General features: G+C 60.8%; 4 protein-coding genes. All 4 read right to left on the reverse strand.

All coding sequences use genetic code 11. From position 1 onward, the window contains the following. Positions 1 to 1,359, reverse strand: coding sequence for an HlyD family type I secretion periplasmic adaptor subunit (locus AABB31_RS14550; protein ID WP_373634911.1), 1,359 nt, complete (start codon positions 1,357 to 1,359; stop codon positions 1 to 3). After that, positions 1,359 to 3,599, reverse strand: a complete 2,241-nt coding sequence (locus tag AABB31_RS14555; RefSeq protein WP_373634912.1) for a peptidase domain-containing ABC transporter — start codon at positions 3,597 to 3,599, stop codon at positions 1,359 to 1,361. The genes AABB31_RS14550 and AABB31_RS14555 overlap by 1 nt, the downstream gene beginning before the upstream one ends. After that, the gene (locus tag AABB31_RS14560) at positions 3,596 to 5,260 is read right to left on the reverse strand and encodes an ABC transporter transmembrane domain-containing protein (protein ID WP_342077453.1); all 1,665 of its coding nucleotides are present in this window, start codon (positions 5,258 to 5,260) and stop codon (positions 3,596 to 3,598) included. The genes AABB31_RS14555 and AABB31_RS14560 overlap by 4 nt, the downstream gene beginning before the upstream one ends. 138 nt (positions 5,261 to 5,398) lie before the next feature. After that, the gene (locus AABB31_RS14565) at positions 5,399 to 18,151 is read right to left on the reverse strand and encodes a beta strand repeat-containing protein (RefSeq protein WP_373634913.1); all 12,753 of its coding nucleotides are present in this window, start codon (positions 18,149 to 18,151) and stop codon (positions 5,399 to 5,401) included. Between the last annotated feature and the right edge of the window lie 93 nt (positions 18,152 to 18,244).

The following is an 18,244-nucleotide window of genomic DNA, read 5'->3' on the forward strand; positions in this document are numbered from 1 at the left end:
TCATGCCTCGGTCAGGGCGCCGTCAGCGATGACCCGAACAGGTTTCAGAAGATATGACAAAATCGTCCGTTTTTCAGATCTGATATCGGCTGAAATGGTCATCCCCGGGGTGATGCGCTGCACAGCCCCGGCCGTCGTCAGGTGATCTTGGGCAAAGGACAGCTGAACCCGGAAGACCACATCGCCATTATCCTTCACAAAGCTTGATGGCGATATGCGTTCGACAATGGCCGGAATGTCGCCAAAACGGGTGAAATCGTAGGTCAGCACCTTGACGCTGGCGACATGCCCAATTTCGACCCCACCGATACGATCAGCGGGGATTTCGATCTCTGCATATGATTTGGCACCTGCGGGGATGATCTCTGCAAGTATTTCGCCTGCCCCCAGCACCTCACCACTATTTTGGACGGTCAACCCGTTCACTGTTCCCGCGACAGGCGCGAGCAGAATGTTACGAGCGAGGCGATCCTCAATCTGCAGAATGGATTGTTGGGTAGCGATTTGTTCTTCCAGGTCATCCTGTAGCTGCAATCGTGCTTCGCGCCGAAACTGGGCGATCAATTCGGCCTGCGAAGATTGCATCTGCGCAATCGTAGCCACCTGGATCGCCATATCGCCTTCAAGTTGGGCAATGGTACTTTGCAGGCGGAGTATTTCGCGGTGCAATTCCTCGCGCCGGGCAAGTGTGACAACATTTGCGGCACTTGGCCGTTGATAGCGGTCAAGCTGCCCGCGCAGGATGACCAATTCCTCGTTCGCCGTACGGCGCTGGGTTGCCAGCGCCTGGCGATTTGCCTCGGCCACATTGCGTCGTGCGCGCATGGTTTCCAGTTGCGCCTTCCGATAGCTGATATCTTCGGTAAATGTTGGGGGTACTTCAAGGCCGGCGGGGTGCGGGCTGGCATCATTGGCAAGATCCAGTGACAACAACCATCTGTGGCGGGCCACGCGTGCGTCGATACCCGACAGACTGGCGCGGAGCTTTTCCAGTTCAGCATGCAGGTCTGCGACATCCAGCTGCGCAATGACATCGCCTGCGGCAACACGGTCACCTTCGGCAACCTTGATTTGAGCGACGATGCCGCCGTCGCGATGTTCAATACGGGTGGAAAGACCTTCGGGTCGAATGGTGCCTTCGCCGGTGACGATTTCATATACCGGCGTGATCGCAGCCCAATAGACAAAGGCGCCCAGCATGGCGACAATGCCCCAGATCAGGGCGCGGGCATATTTCCCGTCATGCCGCTCGCTCAGATGTTGGCTGGCAATCAGACCGGACATCACCTGAATGTCCCTTTTCTGGCTGTCTGCGCCCAGGATGCGTTTGGCCTGTTCTGGCTTTTTTCGTTGCTGCATCATCCACTCCTCGCATTTTGTTCTGTCGGTGCGCCGAAAAACTGAACCTGACCGTCGCGCAGGACCAGCGCGTTATCAGCCTGCCGCACAAGGCTGGGGCGATGGGTGACCATGATGGTGGTCATCCGCCCGCGGCGGTTTTTGATCACGGACATCAACCGTTTTTCGTCTTCATCGGACAATCCCGCCTCTGGTTCATCCAGCAACAGGACCTTTGGGTTTTTCAACAGCAGCTGGGCAATGGCAAATTTGGTTCGGAACGATGGCGGAAAGCGGTGGCGAAATTGATAATCCATGCGGGTGTCGAACCCTTGGGGCAATGACCGGATCGCATCAAGAATGCCCATTTCACTGCAAATTTCCTCAATCTCCTGCTCTGTCGCTTCGGGTTTTGTCAGGCGCAGATTTTGCGCCAACGTGCCGTGGATCTGAAGCGAGCGGTGCCCCAGATATCCGATAAGGTCCGCCTTTTGCGCAGGCTCAAACTGTTCGATATTGGCGGCACCGATCAGCACCCTGCCGCTTTGCGCCCGGTAATGCCCCATGATTGCGTTCAGTAGTGACGTTTTTCCCACCCCGGATGCGCCAGTCACGCAGGTGAAACTGCCGCCCGCGATAGTAAGGGTCAGCCCTTTCAGCGCGGCTGCGACTGATTTGGGATAACGCAGCACAAGCCCGTCAACCGTGATGGCAGGGGCCTTTTGGTCGCCATGCAAGAGTTCAGACATGTTCAAGGGGCGATCCGGGCTGCCGGACGGGATTTGCATCATGGCGTCCATTTGTCGAAACAGACTTGCAATTTCAGGCGCGCGAACGGCAAGAATCAGGGCTTGCTGAACGGGGCTGAGAAGCCGCGAAGACAGGATCATACAGGCGATCAATGCGCCGCCGGTCATGTTCCCGCTCATCACCTCGAGCGCGCCGATGGTAATCACCCCGCCAATGGCCAAAGGCGATACAACCGCAATCAGGCTATTGAGAAGAAGCCAGATCGAATCCTGCTTGTGCCGCGCAACGCCAAGGCGCCGAAAACGCGGCGCAAGTCGCGCAGCCCAAACCTGCCCCAACCCCCGGCGCACGATTTGATCGCGTTGGCTGATCGTCTCTTCCTGAAGACGCAGGCAATCGGCGCGCAAAGCCGCCATTTCTTTTGATGTGCGCTTTATTCGTGGATAAAGCGTGGCGCCAACAACCAGATAGACACCAGTGACGCCCAAAAGCAGCACCGCGACAGGCGGGCTAAGCCAGAAGATCGTTGCGAACAAAAGCGCCACGAACGGCATTTCAAACAGAATGGCGACGATCGGGCCGCAATAAAAATCCCGGACCGTTTCAAACTGTTTCAACCGATTGATCTGTTCACTGACCGAGCTGGCGCGCAGCATTTCCAACCGAAAGCTGATCAGTTTTTCATATAGTACACTGCTGACAATGTATTCTAGCCGCCCCGAGACACGGGCGATCAGCCGTGACTTTATTCGCCGAAGCCGCAAGTCGCAAAACAACAGCAACCCAACCCCCATCAAAAGGCTGATTAAGGTGTCATAGGCTTTTGCGGGCAGCACCTTGTCGAAGATGAAACCAACCGACAGCGATGCAAGAATGATAAGAGCATTTGACAGAAACGTCACGGTCAGGATCGTTCGGTTTTCCGATCCAAATCGAGCAAATGTCTTGGAAATCCAACCTGATCGCGCATTTTGCGACTGCGTTTGGTCAGATAATTCCTCAACAATCTGGCAGTCATAAATCCTGGATTTTCGAAGCTTGCTGAACCGCTCTGTTTGCGGATCATACAGCACTGGCTGCCGGCGGTTATCATAGGCCAGAAACAGGCATCGCCCATATTTCGTGACCACGAAGGACCCGGGCGGCAAGGTTGCCAAATTCCGGCCGCGCACCCGGTCAGAGGATGTCGAAAAACCAAGTATGCAAAGTGCAGTGCGCATTTCTGACACGCCGAAAGTTTCGGCGTAGTGCGGGATTGCGCCGGCGAACGTGCGATAGTTGACCGGCCAGGAAACGCGCTGCAGCACCTCTACCATGGCCAGTGCCGCCGACGATTTGGTTGACACCCCCCCAAACCGCCCTGTTTTCAGCCCATCACGCAAGAAGGCGTACGCGCGCGTATGATCACGTGTTGCGTCAATCCGGCGCTCAACCTCGGGATCAAGCCTGGGCGCGCCCGTCCTGTCGGGCGGCAACGGGTTTTCCAGTATCAGCGGTGTCAATGCCGTCATGATGCCACCCGCGCCTTGGGGGGTGATGCGGTCAGTGTCTTTTCACGCAAGACGCCATCATTCAGCGTAAACGTCCGATTGGCCAGCGCCATGTAAGACGGGCGGTGAGTGACCATCACCGTGATCGCGTCTGGTATGCGCTGCCGCAAAATCTCGATCATGCGCAGATCTGTCGCGCGGTCCAACCCGGCATTCGCCTCGTCAAAGAGAATGATGTCAGGCGACCTGACCAAGCCAGAGATCAGCAAAATGCCATCATGGATTGATTTCGGCAGGCTTGTTTCCGTGCGTGCCGCCACCCGCAGGCTGAGGCCGTCAGAATGCTGCAGAATAAACTCCCGAATACCCAGTTCACTTGCAAGCGCAAAGGCGGCATCACTGTACTTTGCCGGCTCGAACGCCGTCATATTTTCCAACAACGTCCCCTCAAGAAGCGTATGGTCAGCCGACAGCAACGCGATCCGGTCCGCGAGGATGGCGCTGTGGATATCGGGGAGCGGGATATCATTTATTCTGACGGTCCCGTCGGTTGGCGCGACATGTCCCGCCAGCAGCGCCAGTAGCAGCGAACGACCGGCCCCCTCATTACCGGCCAGCAAAACGCAATCGCCGCGCCGCAATCTGGCCGTGGCGTTCCTGAACACATACTTTCCGTCATTACCCGGCGCTAATGAGACGTCATCCAGCGCAATTTCGTCGACGCGCGGGATCACCATTTCGCCGGTATGCACCATCGGGGTGAGCAGCAGGTCATTCACATCTTGTTCCGACCGGCGCGTGTCACGTTCGCCCGCCAACAACGCCTCGATCCGCAATGTCGGCTGAATGACCCGCCCGGTAAGAAGAACGGTGGCAGCAAGGCCGCCAATGGACATTTGCCCCGAAATGACAAGGACCGAGCCGATGCCGGACATGAATACCGGCGCCATCAGTCCGATGGCGGCGGTCACACCCTGGGAAAAATTGATCCGACCACTGATCTGATGGGTCATGAAGGCACTGACCGACATCAGCTTTTCATAACGGCGCTGCATCAATGGCTCGATCCCGAGCCCCTTGATCATCTCGATCCCTTCCAGGGTCTCCATCAGGAAAGAGTGCCGCCGCCGATCCCGATCCTGCCGTTCCAGGCTGTCGCGTAAGATCTTGCGCCGTTGTATCCACACAATGCACAGCGATATCGCCGCAAAGGCGCAGATCGCAGCCCCCATCACGGGGGAAATCAGGGTCATGACGGTGACGAAAATGGCGATGAACGGAATATCCAGCAATGCGGTGGCCGCATCGCTTCCATGGTGCTGTCGGACCCGATTGATGCTTTCCATCCGGTCATGCTGCGTGCCTTGATCAATGCTGTCCTGCAGGCTGCCGAATTGCAGCAATCGTTGATATGCGGTTGTGTAAGCAAAGCTTTCGAACCGCACGCTGGCCAAGGCAACAAGATGTCCCCGGGCAACACGCAGGCAGAATTCGGCAAGGGCTGCCCCAAACAAGCCCAGCATCAAAACCGTCAAGGTCTCATACCCTTGCCGCGGGATGATGCGATCGTAAATCTGGATCATCATCAGCGGCAGCGCCAATCCAAGCAGATTGATGGCGAGTGACCCCGCCACGATATGCGGGTTACGACGCAATCGTCGCATATCTTCCTGTAGTTTCATGACCAACCCGCTTGCGTATTCCTACTCGCAGACCAGCCTACCAGTTTAGGTGTAAGTTTTGGTTAATTGGCGCAATTTTAGCCAATTGGCGCAGCCTCCGCGCCCGCCTGCATGACGAAGCGGAGGCCGAAAACCGGGCTACCAGGTGATACGGTCGATACCGATGAAATCGACCGATCCGCCCTGATCGAATGTGATCACCCCGGCCGCATCACTTGACAGATCGAGACTGTTGGTCGAGGACCCAACAACAGAGCTGCCATTGTCCAGTATCATCGTCCAGCCATCCCCATCGATCGTGTTGCCCGACACCCCTTGCACACCGCCAACATCTGTCAATGCGATGATATCAGTCCATCCCGATGCATCCTCGATGACATCATTTCCCTGCAGGGCTTCAACGACGTAAATGTCATCGCCATCACCGCCGTACATTGTATCGTCGCCCAGATGTCCGGTCAGCATGTCATTGCCGGTGCCGCCATATAAAGTGTCGTTGCCGGCACCACCGTCAAGAGTGTCGTTTCCGCCGTCACCATACAAGGTGTCATCGTCGTTTCCGCCAAAAAGCCTGTCCTCACCAGAGCCACCATAGACAGTATCATTGCCGTCCATTGACGCCACAGTATCATTTCCTGACCCGGCATAGATGATGTCATCGCCGGACATGGCATATACATTGTCATCGCCGCCACGTGCATAAACGACGTCAACCGAGGACGTGCCATAAATGCTATCGTTGCCTGATGTGCCCGTTCTTGTGGCTGTCTCAGCGAATCCGCTGTCGTAGTCGGGGTTATCGGCGGCAGGGGCTGCTCCGAGGCTTTCTATTTCTGCGGCGGTATATGTGGTGCCGTTGAAGTAGAAGACCTCGACGCCGGTTACGCTATCCGTACCTGAATTCAGCCCGTCGTTCGGATTAAGATCGGTGATGGTGAAAGTGTCACTGTCACCGTCATAACTGATATCATAGTCGCTGACATCGCCATGGAAATAGGCGGTATCGTCACCATCGCCACCATCAATGATATCGTCGCCTTGCGCACCAATGATTTGGTCGTCGCCAGCGCCGCCCGTAAGCGTGTCATTGCCGGTGCCACCTATAATGGTGTCCTCTTCGGATGTGCCGGTAACGACCTCGCCCGTGTTGGACGCGGTGTAGCTTCCTTCGAAGTCGTCAACCTGGATCGTCAGGGTTTGTTGGACGCTGGCGCCATGTTGGTCCGTGGACCTTATGACCAGATCGAACGCGCTATCGGTTTCATGGTCAATCGTCTGCCCGGACCGGACGCGGATGTCATTCCCGACAATCTCAAATTTGCCGGATGGATCATTCACCAGCGTGTAGCTGTGGGTGTCGCCGGCATCATCCGTTGTGCTCAAGGTGGCCACGGTTGTCCCGGATGGGTCATTGGCGCTACCGATAGAGCCGCCATCCGCGACTGTCTCATCAACCGTACCGCCGCTGGCAAAGGCGATGTCGGTCGGGGCGGTATTGGCCTGACGTTCGGCCTCGGCCACCAGATCCGCATGGGTATAGCTGGTGCGTCTGAAGCTGAAGTTTTCGACCCCCGTAACTGTGTCTGTCCCCTCATTCAGCCCGTCGGCCGTATTCTGGTCAGTGATTGTGAACGTGTCGGTGTCGCTATCATAGCTGATCGCGAAATCCTCTAGCCGGCCACCATAGCGCATCGTGTCGGTGCCAGCACCGCCATCAATCACGTCATCGCCTGCATTGGAATCGATCAGGTCCGCGCCATCGCCCGCATCAAGCGTTGTGTTGCCATCGCCGAGGTTAATATAATCGTCGCCGGCGCCGGCATTGATGATATCCGTTCCGCCATACTCGATAATGTAGTCATCACCATCGCCAGCATTGATCGTATCATTTCCAGTGCTTGAAATGATCTCGTCATTCCCGGCGCCAGTGTTGAAGATATTGTTGCCGCCGCCGCTATAGATATAGTCGGCGTTGTCGGACCCCGTGATGTTATCGTCACCTGCCCCCCCCTGAATGAAGTTTTCCGTCACACCGGTATCGGCAAAACTGACGCCTGTATCGGCCAGCACGATATCCTCGGCCACATCATTGATCGTCAGGGTGATCTGCTGCGGGGCGGATGTGGTAAAGGCATCTGCGGCAGTGACATAAAGCGTCTGGGTCTGGGCGGTCTCAAAATCGATCTCGGCCCCGGGGCGGAGCCGGATCTCATTGCCGCTGATCTGGAAATCGGGGTCGCTGACCGGCGTGCCGGCCGCATCGGTGATCTGATAGCTCAGCGTGTCGCCATCCGCATCCGTGGCGGCCAGCGTGGCGACCAGGGTGCCGGCGGCGGCGGTCTCGTCCACGGCGCCGCCACTGGCAATGGCGGGGCTGCCGGGGGCGGTATTGGCCTGGCGGGCGGCCTCGGTCTGCAGATCGGCAGCACTATAGGCGGTGCCGTTAAAGACAAAGCTTTCTGCACCTGTTATGGTGTCGGTCCCTTCATCGCCGTCAGTTGCGTTCATGTCGGTAATGGTGAACCGACTTGCGCCGGAATTGTAACTGATCGCGTAGTCGGCAAAGTTGCCGTCGTAAAAGACTCGATCGGTGCCGGATCCGGCAGCAATTTCATCGTCACCGGCCCCGCCGGTAATGTCGTCATTTCCGGCATTCCCAGTGATAAAGTCATCGCCGCCACCGGACCGAATAATGTCGTTTCCATCGCCGCCGTAGATGGTATCATCTCCGCCGCCCGTCGTGATCGTATCGTCGCCTTCCTGACCTTCGACAAAGCTGTCGCCACCGCTGATCGAGACGACGTCGTCACCAGCACCCATTATAAATGAACCGCCACCGGTGCCACCGATGACCGTGTCGTCGCCGCGGCCCGTTTCCACGGCAAGCCGATCGGTCATCGCGGATCCGTCGATGTAGTCGGTGCCTGCGCCGGTGATCGCCAAATTGACCCCGTCAAAATTCAACACGTTGACACCATCTGTCGCAGTGCCGGTATCATTGTCGGCGAACGTCATGTCCACATCGGTGGTCACGGCGCTCATATTGATGAAATCGCCACTGGTATCAGTTGCGTCCGCGATTGTGTCAGTGCCCCAGTTATCGGCAAATATGTATTCGTCAACGCCGTCCCCACCGATAAGCGTATCGGTTCCGGCACCGCCGGTCAGCTTGTCGTTTCCGTCGCCACCCCGCAGAATGTCGTCAGATATTGTTGTCAGGCTGATCTGATCAAGAAGTGGGCCAAGCCCGTTGTCTTCCGCAGCTAACTCTCTGAATTCAAGCCGCTCGGTGCCGCCCGCACCCGTTACATTAAGTGTGAAGACGTCCCAACCCTGGCCATCTGCGGCCGAGTAGGTACCAAGGAGATTTCCGCCGAAATATACTTCGATCCCGTCCGCTTCATGGCCGGGGGAGTCATGCAGACTGAAGCTAAGTTGATAGGTGTCGCCTGCGACTGTGGTGATGTCCTGATAGATGTTGCCTAATGTTCCGGCAGCGCCATCGATTTCCACGAAATTGCCATAGTCAGTGGCCTCGATGTTATTATATCCAGAGGCCCATACTTCGATCCCGCCCGAGTCGGTTGACCAGCCTGCTGGATTTCCATCAGCGGAATAGGCCCCCCATCCGATCCCCGCTTCCAGATCCCCGTTTGTAATAAGATCATGCTCTCCCTTAAGAATGTCCCGGCCGGCCCCGCCTGACAGGTCATCGCCGCCGGCATTGCCGATGATCGTATCGTTTCCGGCCCCGCCCAGGATGAAGTTTTCTTCCGAGGTTCCAGCAATTGTCTCGCCGGTATCCCCTGCCGTGTAGCGACCCTCATAGTCTGTGACGTCAATCGTTAGCGTTTTCTCGACGCTTTCGCCGAAATTATCGGTGCTGCGGATGACCAGATCGAACGCGCTATCGGTTTCATGGTCAATCGTCTGCCCGGACCGGACGCGGATGTCATTCCCGACAATCTCGAATTTGCCGGATGGATCATTCACCAGCGTGTAGCTGTGAGTGTCACCCGCATCATCCGTTGTGCTCAAGGTGGCCACGGTTGTCCCGGATGGGTCATTGGCGCTGCCGATAGAGCCACCATCCGCGACTGTCTCGTCAACGGAACCGCCGCTGGCAAAGGCGATGTCGGTTGGGGCGGTATTGGCCTGGCGGGCGGCCTCGGTCTGCAGATCGGCAGCACTATAGGCGGTGCCGTTAAAGACAAAGCTTTCGATCCCGGTCAGCTGGTCGGTGCCCTCATCCAGCCCATCGGCTGTGTTGGTATCGGTGATGGTAAAGGTGGCGCTGTCGCCATCATAGCTGATCGCGTAATCGGCCAGATCCCCGGCATAGCGGACACTATCCGTGCCGGCCCCGCCGGTCAGGGTATCATCCCCCGCCCCGCCGGACAGGGTATCGGCGCCGGCACTGCCGGTGATCGTATCATCGCCCGCGCCACCGGTGACGGTGTTTTCCGTCACGCCGGTATCGGCAAAACTGACGCCTGTATCGGCCAGCACGATATCCTCGGCCACGTCATTGATCGTCAGGGTGATCTGCTGCGGGGCGGATGTGGTAAAGGCATCTGCGGCCGTGACATAGAGCGTCTGGGTCTGGGCGGTCTCAAAATCGATCTCGGCCCCGGGGCGGAGCCGGATCTCATTGCCGCTGATCTGGAAATCGGGGTCGCTGACCGGCGTGCCGGCCGCATCGGTGATCTGATAGCTGAGCGTGTCGCCATCCGCATCCGTCGCGGCCAGCGTGGCGACCAGGGTGCCGGCGGCGGCGGTCTCGTCCACGGCGCCGCCACTGGCAATGGCGGGGCTGCCGGGGGCGGTATTGGCCTGGCGGGCGGCCTCGGTCTGCAGATCGGCAGCACTATAGGCGGTGCCGTTAAAGACAAAGCTTTCGATCCCGGTCAGCTGGTCGGTGCCCTCATCCAGCCCATCGGCTGTGTTGGTATCGGTGATGGTAAAGGTGGCGCTGTCGCCATCATAGCTGATCGCGTAATCGGCCAGATCCCCGGCATAGCGGACACTATCCGTGCCGGCCCCGCCGGTCAGGGTATCATCCCCCGCCCCGCCGGACAGGGTATCGGCGCCGGCACTGCCGGTGATCGTATCATCGCCCGCGCCACCGGTGACGGTGTTTTCCGTCACGCCGGTATCGGCAAAACTGATGCCTGTATCGGCCAGCACGATATCCTCGGCCACATCATTGATCGTCAGGGTGATCTGCTGCGGGGCGGATGTGGTAAAGGCATCTGCGGCCGTGACATAGAGCGTCTGGGTCTGGGCGGTCTCAAAGTCGATCTCGGCCCCGGGGCGGAGCCGGATCTCATTGCCGCTGATCTGGAAATCGGGGTCGCTGACCGGCGTGCCGGCCGCATCGGTGATCTGATAGCTGAGCGTGTCGCCATCCGCATCCGTGGCGGCCAGAGTGGCGACCAGGGTGCCGGCGGCGGCGGTCTCGTCCACGGCGCCGCCACTGGCAATGGCGGGGCTGCCGGGGGCGGTATTGGCCTGGCGGGCGGCCTCGGTCTGCAGATCGGCAGCACTATAGGCGGTGCCGTTAAAGACAAAGCTTTCGATCCCGGTCAGCTGGTCGGTGCCCTCATCCAGCCCATCGGCTGTGTTGGTATCGGTGATGGTAAAGGTGGCGCTGTCGCCATCATAGCTGATCGCGTAATCGGCCAGATCCCCGGCATAGCGGACACTATCCGTGCCGGCCCCGCCGGTCAGGGTATCATCCCCCGCCCCGCCGGACAGGGTATCAGCGCCGGCACTGCCGGTGATCGTATCATCGCCCGCGCCACCGGTGACGGTGTTTTCCGTCACGCCGGTATCGGCAAAACTGACGCCTGTATCGGCCAGCACGATATCCTCGGCCACGTCATTGATCGTCAGGGTGATCTGCTGCGGGGCGGATGTGGTAAAGGCATCTGCGGCCGTGACATAGAGCGTCTGGGTCTGGGCGGTCTCAAAATCGATCTCGGCCCCGGGGCGGAGCCGGATCTCATTGCCGCTGATCTGGAAATCGGGGTCGCTGACCGGCGTGCCGGCCGCATCGGTGATCTGATAGCTGAGCGTGTCGCCATCCGCATCCGTCGCGGCCAGCGTGGCGACCAGGGTGCCGGCGGCGGCGGTCTCGTCCACGGCGCCGCCACTGGCAATGGCGGGGCTGCCGGGGGCGGTATTGGCCTGGCGGGCGGCCTCGGTCTGCAGATCGGCAGCACTATAGGCGGTGCCGTTAAAGACAAAGCTTTCGATCCCGGTCAGCTGGTCGGTGCCCTCATCCAGCCCATCGGCTGTGTTGGTATCGGTGATGGTAAAGGTGGCGCTGTCGCCATCATAGCTGATCGCGTAATCGGCCAGATCCCCGGCATAGCGGACACTATCCGTGCCGGCCCCGCCGGTCAGGGTATCATCCCCCGCCCCGCCGGACAGGGTATCGGCGCCGGCACTGCCGGTGATCGTATCATCGCCCGCGCCACCGGTGACGGTGTTTTCCGTCACGCCGGTATCGGCAAAACTGATGCCTGTATCGGCCAGCACGATATCCTCGGCCACATCATTGATCGTCAGGGTGATCTGCTGCGGGGCGGATGTGGTAAAGGCATCTGCGGCCGTGACATAGAGCGTCTGGGTCTGGGCGGTCTCAAAGTCGATCTCGGCCCCGGGGCGGAGCCGGATCTCATTGCCGCTGATCTGGAAATCGGGGTCGCTGACCGGCGTGCCGGCCGCATCGGTGATCTGATAGCTCAGCGTGTCGCCATCCGCATCCGTCGCGGCCAGCGTGGCGACCAGGGTGCCGGCGGCGGCGGTCTCGTCCACGGCGCCGCCACTGGCAATGGCGGGGCTGCCGGGGGCGGTATTGGCCTGGCGGGCGGCCTCGGTCTGCAGATCGGCAGCACTATAGGCGGTGCCGTTAAAGACAAAGCTTTCGATCCCGGTCAGCTGGTCGGTGCCCTCATCCAGCCCATCGGCTGTGTTGGTATCGGTGATGGTAAAGGTGGCGCTGTCGCCATCATAGCTGATCGCGTAATCGGCCAGATCCCCGGCATAGCGGACACTATCCGTGCCGGCCCCGCCGGTCAGGGTATCATCCCCCGCCCCGCCGGACAGGGTATCGGCGCCGGCACTGCCGGTGATCGTATCATCGCCCGCGCCACCGGTGACGGTGTTTTCCGTCACGCCGGTATCGGCAAAACTGACGCCTGTATCGGCCAGCACGATATCCTCGGCCACGTCATTGATCGTCAGGGTGATCTGCTGCGGGGCGGATGTGGTAAAGGCATCTGCGGCCGTGACATAGAGCGTCTGGGTCTGGGCGGTCTCAAAATCGATCTCGGCCCCGGGGCGGAGCCGGATCTCATTGCCGCTGATCTGGAAATCGGGGTCGCTGACCGGCGTGCCGGCCGCATCGGTGATCTGATAGCTGAGCGTGTCGCCATCCGCATCCGTCGCGGCCAGCGTGGCGACCAGGGTGCCGGCGGCGGCGGTCTCGTCCACGGCGCCGCCACTGGCAATGGCGGGGCTGCCGGGGGCGGTATTGGCCTGGCGGGCGGCCTCGGTCTGCAGATCGGCAGCACTATAGGCGGTGCCGTTAAAGACAAAGCTTTCGATCCCGGTCAGCTGGTCGGTGCCCTCATCCAGCCCATCGGCTGTGTTGGTATCGGTGATGGTAAAGGTGGCGCTGTCGCCATCATAGCTGATCGCGTAATCGGCCAGATCCCCGGCATAGCGGACACTATCCGTGCCGGCCCCGCCGGTCAGGGTATCATCCCCCGCCCCGCCGGACAGGGTATCGGCGCCGGCACTGCCGGTGATCGTATCATCGCCCGCGCCACCGGTGACGGTGTTTTCCGTCACGCCGGTATCGGCAAAACTGACGCCTGTATCGGCCAGCACGATATCCTCGGCCACGTCATTGATCGTCAGGGTGATCTGCTGCGGGGCGGATGTGGTAAAGGCATCTGCGGCCGTGACATAGAGCGTCTGGGTCTGGGCGGTCTCAAAATCGATCTCGGCCCCGGGGCGGAGCCGGATCTCATTGCCGCTGATCTGGAAATCGGGGTCGCTGACCGGCGTGCCGGCCGCATCGGTGATCTGATAGCTGAGCGTGTCGCCATCCGCATCCGTCGCGGCCAGCGTGGCGACCAGGGTGCCGGCGGCGGCGGTCTCGTCCACGGCGCCGCCACTGGCAATGGCGGGGCTGCCGGGGGCGGTATTGGCCTGGCGGGCGGCCTCGGTCTGCAGATCGGCAGCACTATAGGCGGTGCCGTTAAAGACAAAGCTTTCGATCCCGGTCAGCTGGTCGGTGCCCTCATCCAGCCCATCGGCTGTGTTGGTATCGGTGATGGTAAAGGTGGCGCTGTCGCCATCATAGCTGATCGCGTAATCGGCCAGATCCCCGGCATAGCGGACACTATCCGTGCCGGCCCCGCCGGTCAGGGTATCATCCCCCGCCCCGCCGGACAGGGTATCGGCGCCGGCACTGCCGGTGATCGTATCATCGCCCGCGCCACCGGTGACGGTGTTTTCCGTCACGCCGGTATCGGCAAAACTGATGCCTGTATCGGCCAGCACGATATCCTCGGCCACATCATTGATCGTCAGGGTGATCTGCTGCGGGGCGGATGTGGTAAAGGCATCTGCGGCCGTGACATAGAGCGTCTGGGTCTGGGCGGTCTCAAAGTCGATCTCGGCCCCGGGGCGGAGCCGGATCTCATTGCCGCTGATCTGGAAATCGGGGTCGCTGACCGGCGTGCCGGCCGCATCGGTGATCTGATAGCTCAGCGTGTCGCCATCCGCATCCGTCGCGGCCAGCGTGGCGACCAGGGTGCCGGCGGCGGCGGTCTCGTCCACGGCGCCGCCACTGGCAATGGCGGGGCTGCCGGGGGCGGTATTGGCCTGGCGGGCGGCCTCGGTCTGCAGATCGGCAGCACTATAGGCGGTGCCGTTAAAGACAAAGCTTTCGATCCCGGTCAGCTGGTCGGTGCCCTCATCCAGCCCATCGGCTGTGTTGGTATCGGTGATGGTAAAGGTGGCGCTGTCGCCATCATAGCTGATCGCGTAATCGGCCAGATCCCCGGCATAGCGGACACTATCCGTGCCGGCCCCGCCGGTCAGGGTATCATCCCCCGCCCCGCCGGACAGGGTATCGGCGCCGGCACTGCCGGTGATCGTATCATCGCCCGCGCCACCGGTGACGGTGTTTTCCGTCACGCCGGTATCGGCAAAACTGACGCCTGTATCGGCCAGCACGATATCCTCGGCCACGTCATTGATCGTCAGGGTGATCTGCTGCGGGGCGGATGTGGTAAAGGCATCTGCGGCCGTGACATAGAGCGTCTGGGTCTGGGCGGTCTCAAAATCGATCTCGGCCCCGGGGCGGAGCCGGATCTCATTGCCGCTGATCTGGAAATCGGGGTCGCTGACCGGCGTGCCGGCCGCATCGGTGATCTGATAGCTGAGCGTGTCGCCATCCGCATCCGTCGCGGCCAGCGTGGCGACCAGGGTGCCGGCGGCGGCGGTCTCGTCCACGGCGCCGCCACTGGCAATGGCGGGGCTGCCGGGGGCGGTATTGGCCTGGCGGGCGGCCTCGGTCTGCAGATCGGCAGCACTATAGGCGGTGCCGTTAAAGACAAAGCTTTCGATCCCGGTCAGCTGGTCGGTGCCCTCATCCAGCCCATCGGCTGTGTTGGTATCGGTGATGGTAAAGGTGGCGCTGTCGCCATCATAGCTGATCGCGTAATCGGCCAGATCCCCGGCATAGCGGACACTATCCGTGCCGGCCCCGCCGGTCAGGGTATCATCCCCCGCCCCGCCGGACAGGGTATCGGCGCCGGCACTGCCGGTGATCGTATCATCGCCCGCGCCACCGGTGACGGTGTTTTCCGTCACGCCGGTATCGGCAAAACTGACGCCTGTATCGGCCAGCACGATATCCTCGGCCACGTCATTGATCGTCAGGGTGATCTGCTGCGGGGCGGATGTGGTAAAGGCATCTGCGGCCGTGACATAGAGCGTCTGGGTCTGGGCGGTCTCAAAATCGATCTCGGCCCCGGGGCGGAGCCGGATCTCATTGCCGCTGATCTGGAAATCGGGGTCGCTGACCGGCGTGCCGGCCGCATCGGTGATCTGATAGCTGAGCGTGTCGCCATCCGCATCCGTCGCGGCCAGCGTGGCGACCAGGGTGCCGGCGGCGGCGGTCTCGTCCACGGCGCCGCCACTGGCAATGGCGGGGCTGCCGGGGGCGGTATTGGCCTGGCGGGCGGCCTCGGTCTGCAGATCGGCAGCACTATAGGCGGTGCCGTTAAAGACAAAGCTTTCGATCCCGGTCAGCTGGTCTGTGCCTTCATCCAGCCCATCGGCTGTGTTGGTATCGGTGATGGTAAAGGTGGCGCTGTCGCCATCATAGCTGATCGCGTAATCGGCCAGATCCCCGGCATAGCGGACACTATCCGTGCCGGCCCCGCCGGTCAGGGTATCATCCCCCGCCCCGCCGGACAGGGTATCGGCGCCGGCACTGCCGGTGATCGTATCATCGCCCGCGCCACCGGTGACGGTGTTTTCCGTCACGCCGGTATCGGCAAAACTGACGCCTGTATCGGCCAGCACGATATCCTCGGCCACGTCATTGATCGTCAGGGTGATCTGCTGCGGGGCGGATGTGGTAAAGGCATCTGCGGCCGTGACATAGAGCGTCTGGGTCTGGGCGGTCTCAAAATCGATCTCGGCCCCGGGGCGGAGCCGGATCTCATTGCCGCTGATCTGGAAATCGGGGTCGCTGACCGGCGTGCCGGCCGCATCGGTGATCTGATAGCTCAGCGTGTCGCCATCCGCATCCGTCGCGGCCAGCGTGGCGACCAGGGTGCCGGCGGCGGCGGTCTCGTCCACGGCGCCGCCACTGGCAATGGCGGGGCTGCCGGGGGCGGTATTGGCCTGGCGGGCGGCCTCGGTCTGCAGATCGGCAGCACTATAGGCGGTGCCGTTAAAGACAAAGCTTTCGATCCCGGTCAGCTGGTCGGTGCCCTCATCCAGCCCATCGGCTGTGTTGGTATCGGTGATGGTAAAGGTGGCGCTGTCGCCATCATAGCTGATCGCGTAATCGGCCAGATCCCCGGCATAGCGGACACTATCCGTGCCGGCCCCGCCGGTCAGGGTATCATCCCCCGCCCCGCCGGACAGGGTATCGGCGCCGGCACTGCCGGTGATCGTATCATCGCCCGCGCCACCGGTGACGGTGTTTTCCGTCACGCCGGTATCGGCAAAACTGACGCCTGTATCGGCCAGCACGATATCCTCGGCCACGTCATTGATCGTCAGGGTGATCTGCTGCGGGGCGGATGTGGTAAAGGCATCTGCGGCCGTGACATAGAGCGTCTGGGTCTGGGCGGTCTCAAAATTGATCTCGGCCCCGGGGCGGAGCCGGATCTCATTGCCGCTGATCTGGAAATCGGGGTCGCTGACCGGCGTGCCGGCCGCATCGGTGATCTGATAGCTGAGCGTGTCGCCATCCGCATCCGTCGCGGCCAGCGTGGCGACCAGGGTGCCGGCGGCGGCGGTCTCGTCCACGGCGCCGCCACTGGCAATGGCGGGGCTGCCGGGGGCGGTATTGGCCTGGCGGGCGGCCTCGGTCTGCAGATCGGCAGCACTATAGGCGGTGCCGTTAAAGACAAAGCTTTCGATCCCGGTCAGCTGGTCTGTGCCTTCATCCAGCCCATCGGCTGTGTTGGTATCGGTGATGGTAAAGGTGGCGCTGTCGCCATCATAGCTGATCGCGTAATCGGCCAGATCCCCGGCATAGCGGACACTATCCGTGCCGGCCCCGCCGGTCAGGGTATCATCCCCCGCCCCGCCGGACAGGGTATCGGCGCCGGCACTGCCGGTGATCGTATCATCGCCCGCGCCACCGGTGACGGTGTTTTCCGTCACGCCGGTATCGGCAAAACTGACGCCTGTATCGGCCAGCACGATATCCTCGGCCACGTCATTGATCGTCAGGGTGATCTGCTGCGGGGCGGATGTGAGACCGTCATGGACGGCCACAATTGTGATGTCGAAACTTGGCAGTTGCTCGAAGTCCAGACTGACGCCTGGACGCACCCGAATATCGCTACCAACGATTTCGACAAGCGGGTGATCGACCGGTCGCCCTTGGGGATCAGCCAGAAAGTATGTGGTGCCGTCCGGGTCGGCGTCTGAACTTGTGATCGTGCCGATTGTCGGGTTCGTGTCGTCGGCTTCTCTGATGTCCGGTTCGATCGCTATCGTTGGCCGGGCGGGTGGGACCGGCTCGGGCAATTGGTAGGGCGTATCGGGAATGCTGGGGGGCGTCGGGCCCGCATCAGTGGCGTCGGACGGATTGCCGGCGCCATCAATCTGCGCGTCGTCGCTTGTTGGTGCGGGGTCTTCCGCGCGATTTTCAGGTGCGGGACCACCGGATACCGCATTGCTGTCGGCAGGTTCGGCGTTTTGTGGGGTGATATCAGGGAAAATAGCTGACTGTGATCGTTGGCCGGCCGGGTCCGGTGCATCGGTCGGCGCTTGAGTTTCCTCGTTCGGAGCGGCTTGCACAGTTGATCCACGGGCTGGCGAACCGGCTTGCTGTGGGGCCGTGGCCGTCGCTGGAGATGTGTTTGCATCTGGTTGCGACGGGCGATCTGGATTGGAGACGCGATCCGTATCCGAAACGATGTCAGCCTCAGCGCTGTTGGGCTTCAAAAGGCCAGATAAGACGGCCAGGGTCGCGGCGGCGCCGCTGACGGCTGCACCACTGCCGCTGATGTTGTTGGCGTCAATCTCTTCGGTGACATCATCGGGGCGGTCGGCGTTTTTCTGATGTGTCTTCGGACTAGCCCCGGACTTGCCGGTCTGTCCTTGATCAGACTTGCTCAAAGAGGTCTTAATTTGAGAGAAGAACGACTTCATTACTGAATCCCTACACGCCAGAATACCACACCCGACATGCGGCATCACAGGGATCCGTTA

The sequence above is a fragment of the Yoonia sp. SS1-5 genome (genome assembly GCF_038443705.2).
Taxonomy (GTDB): domain Bacteria; phylum Pseudomonadota; class Alphaproteobacteria; order Rhodobacterales; family Rhodobacteraceae; genus Yoonia; species Yoonia rhodophyticola.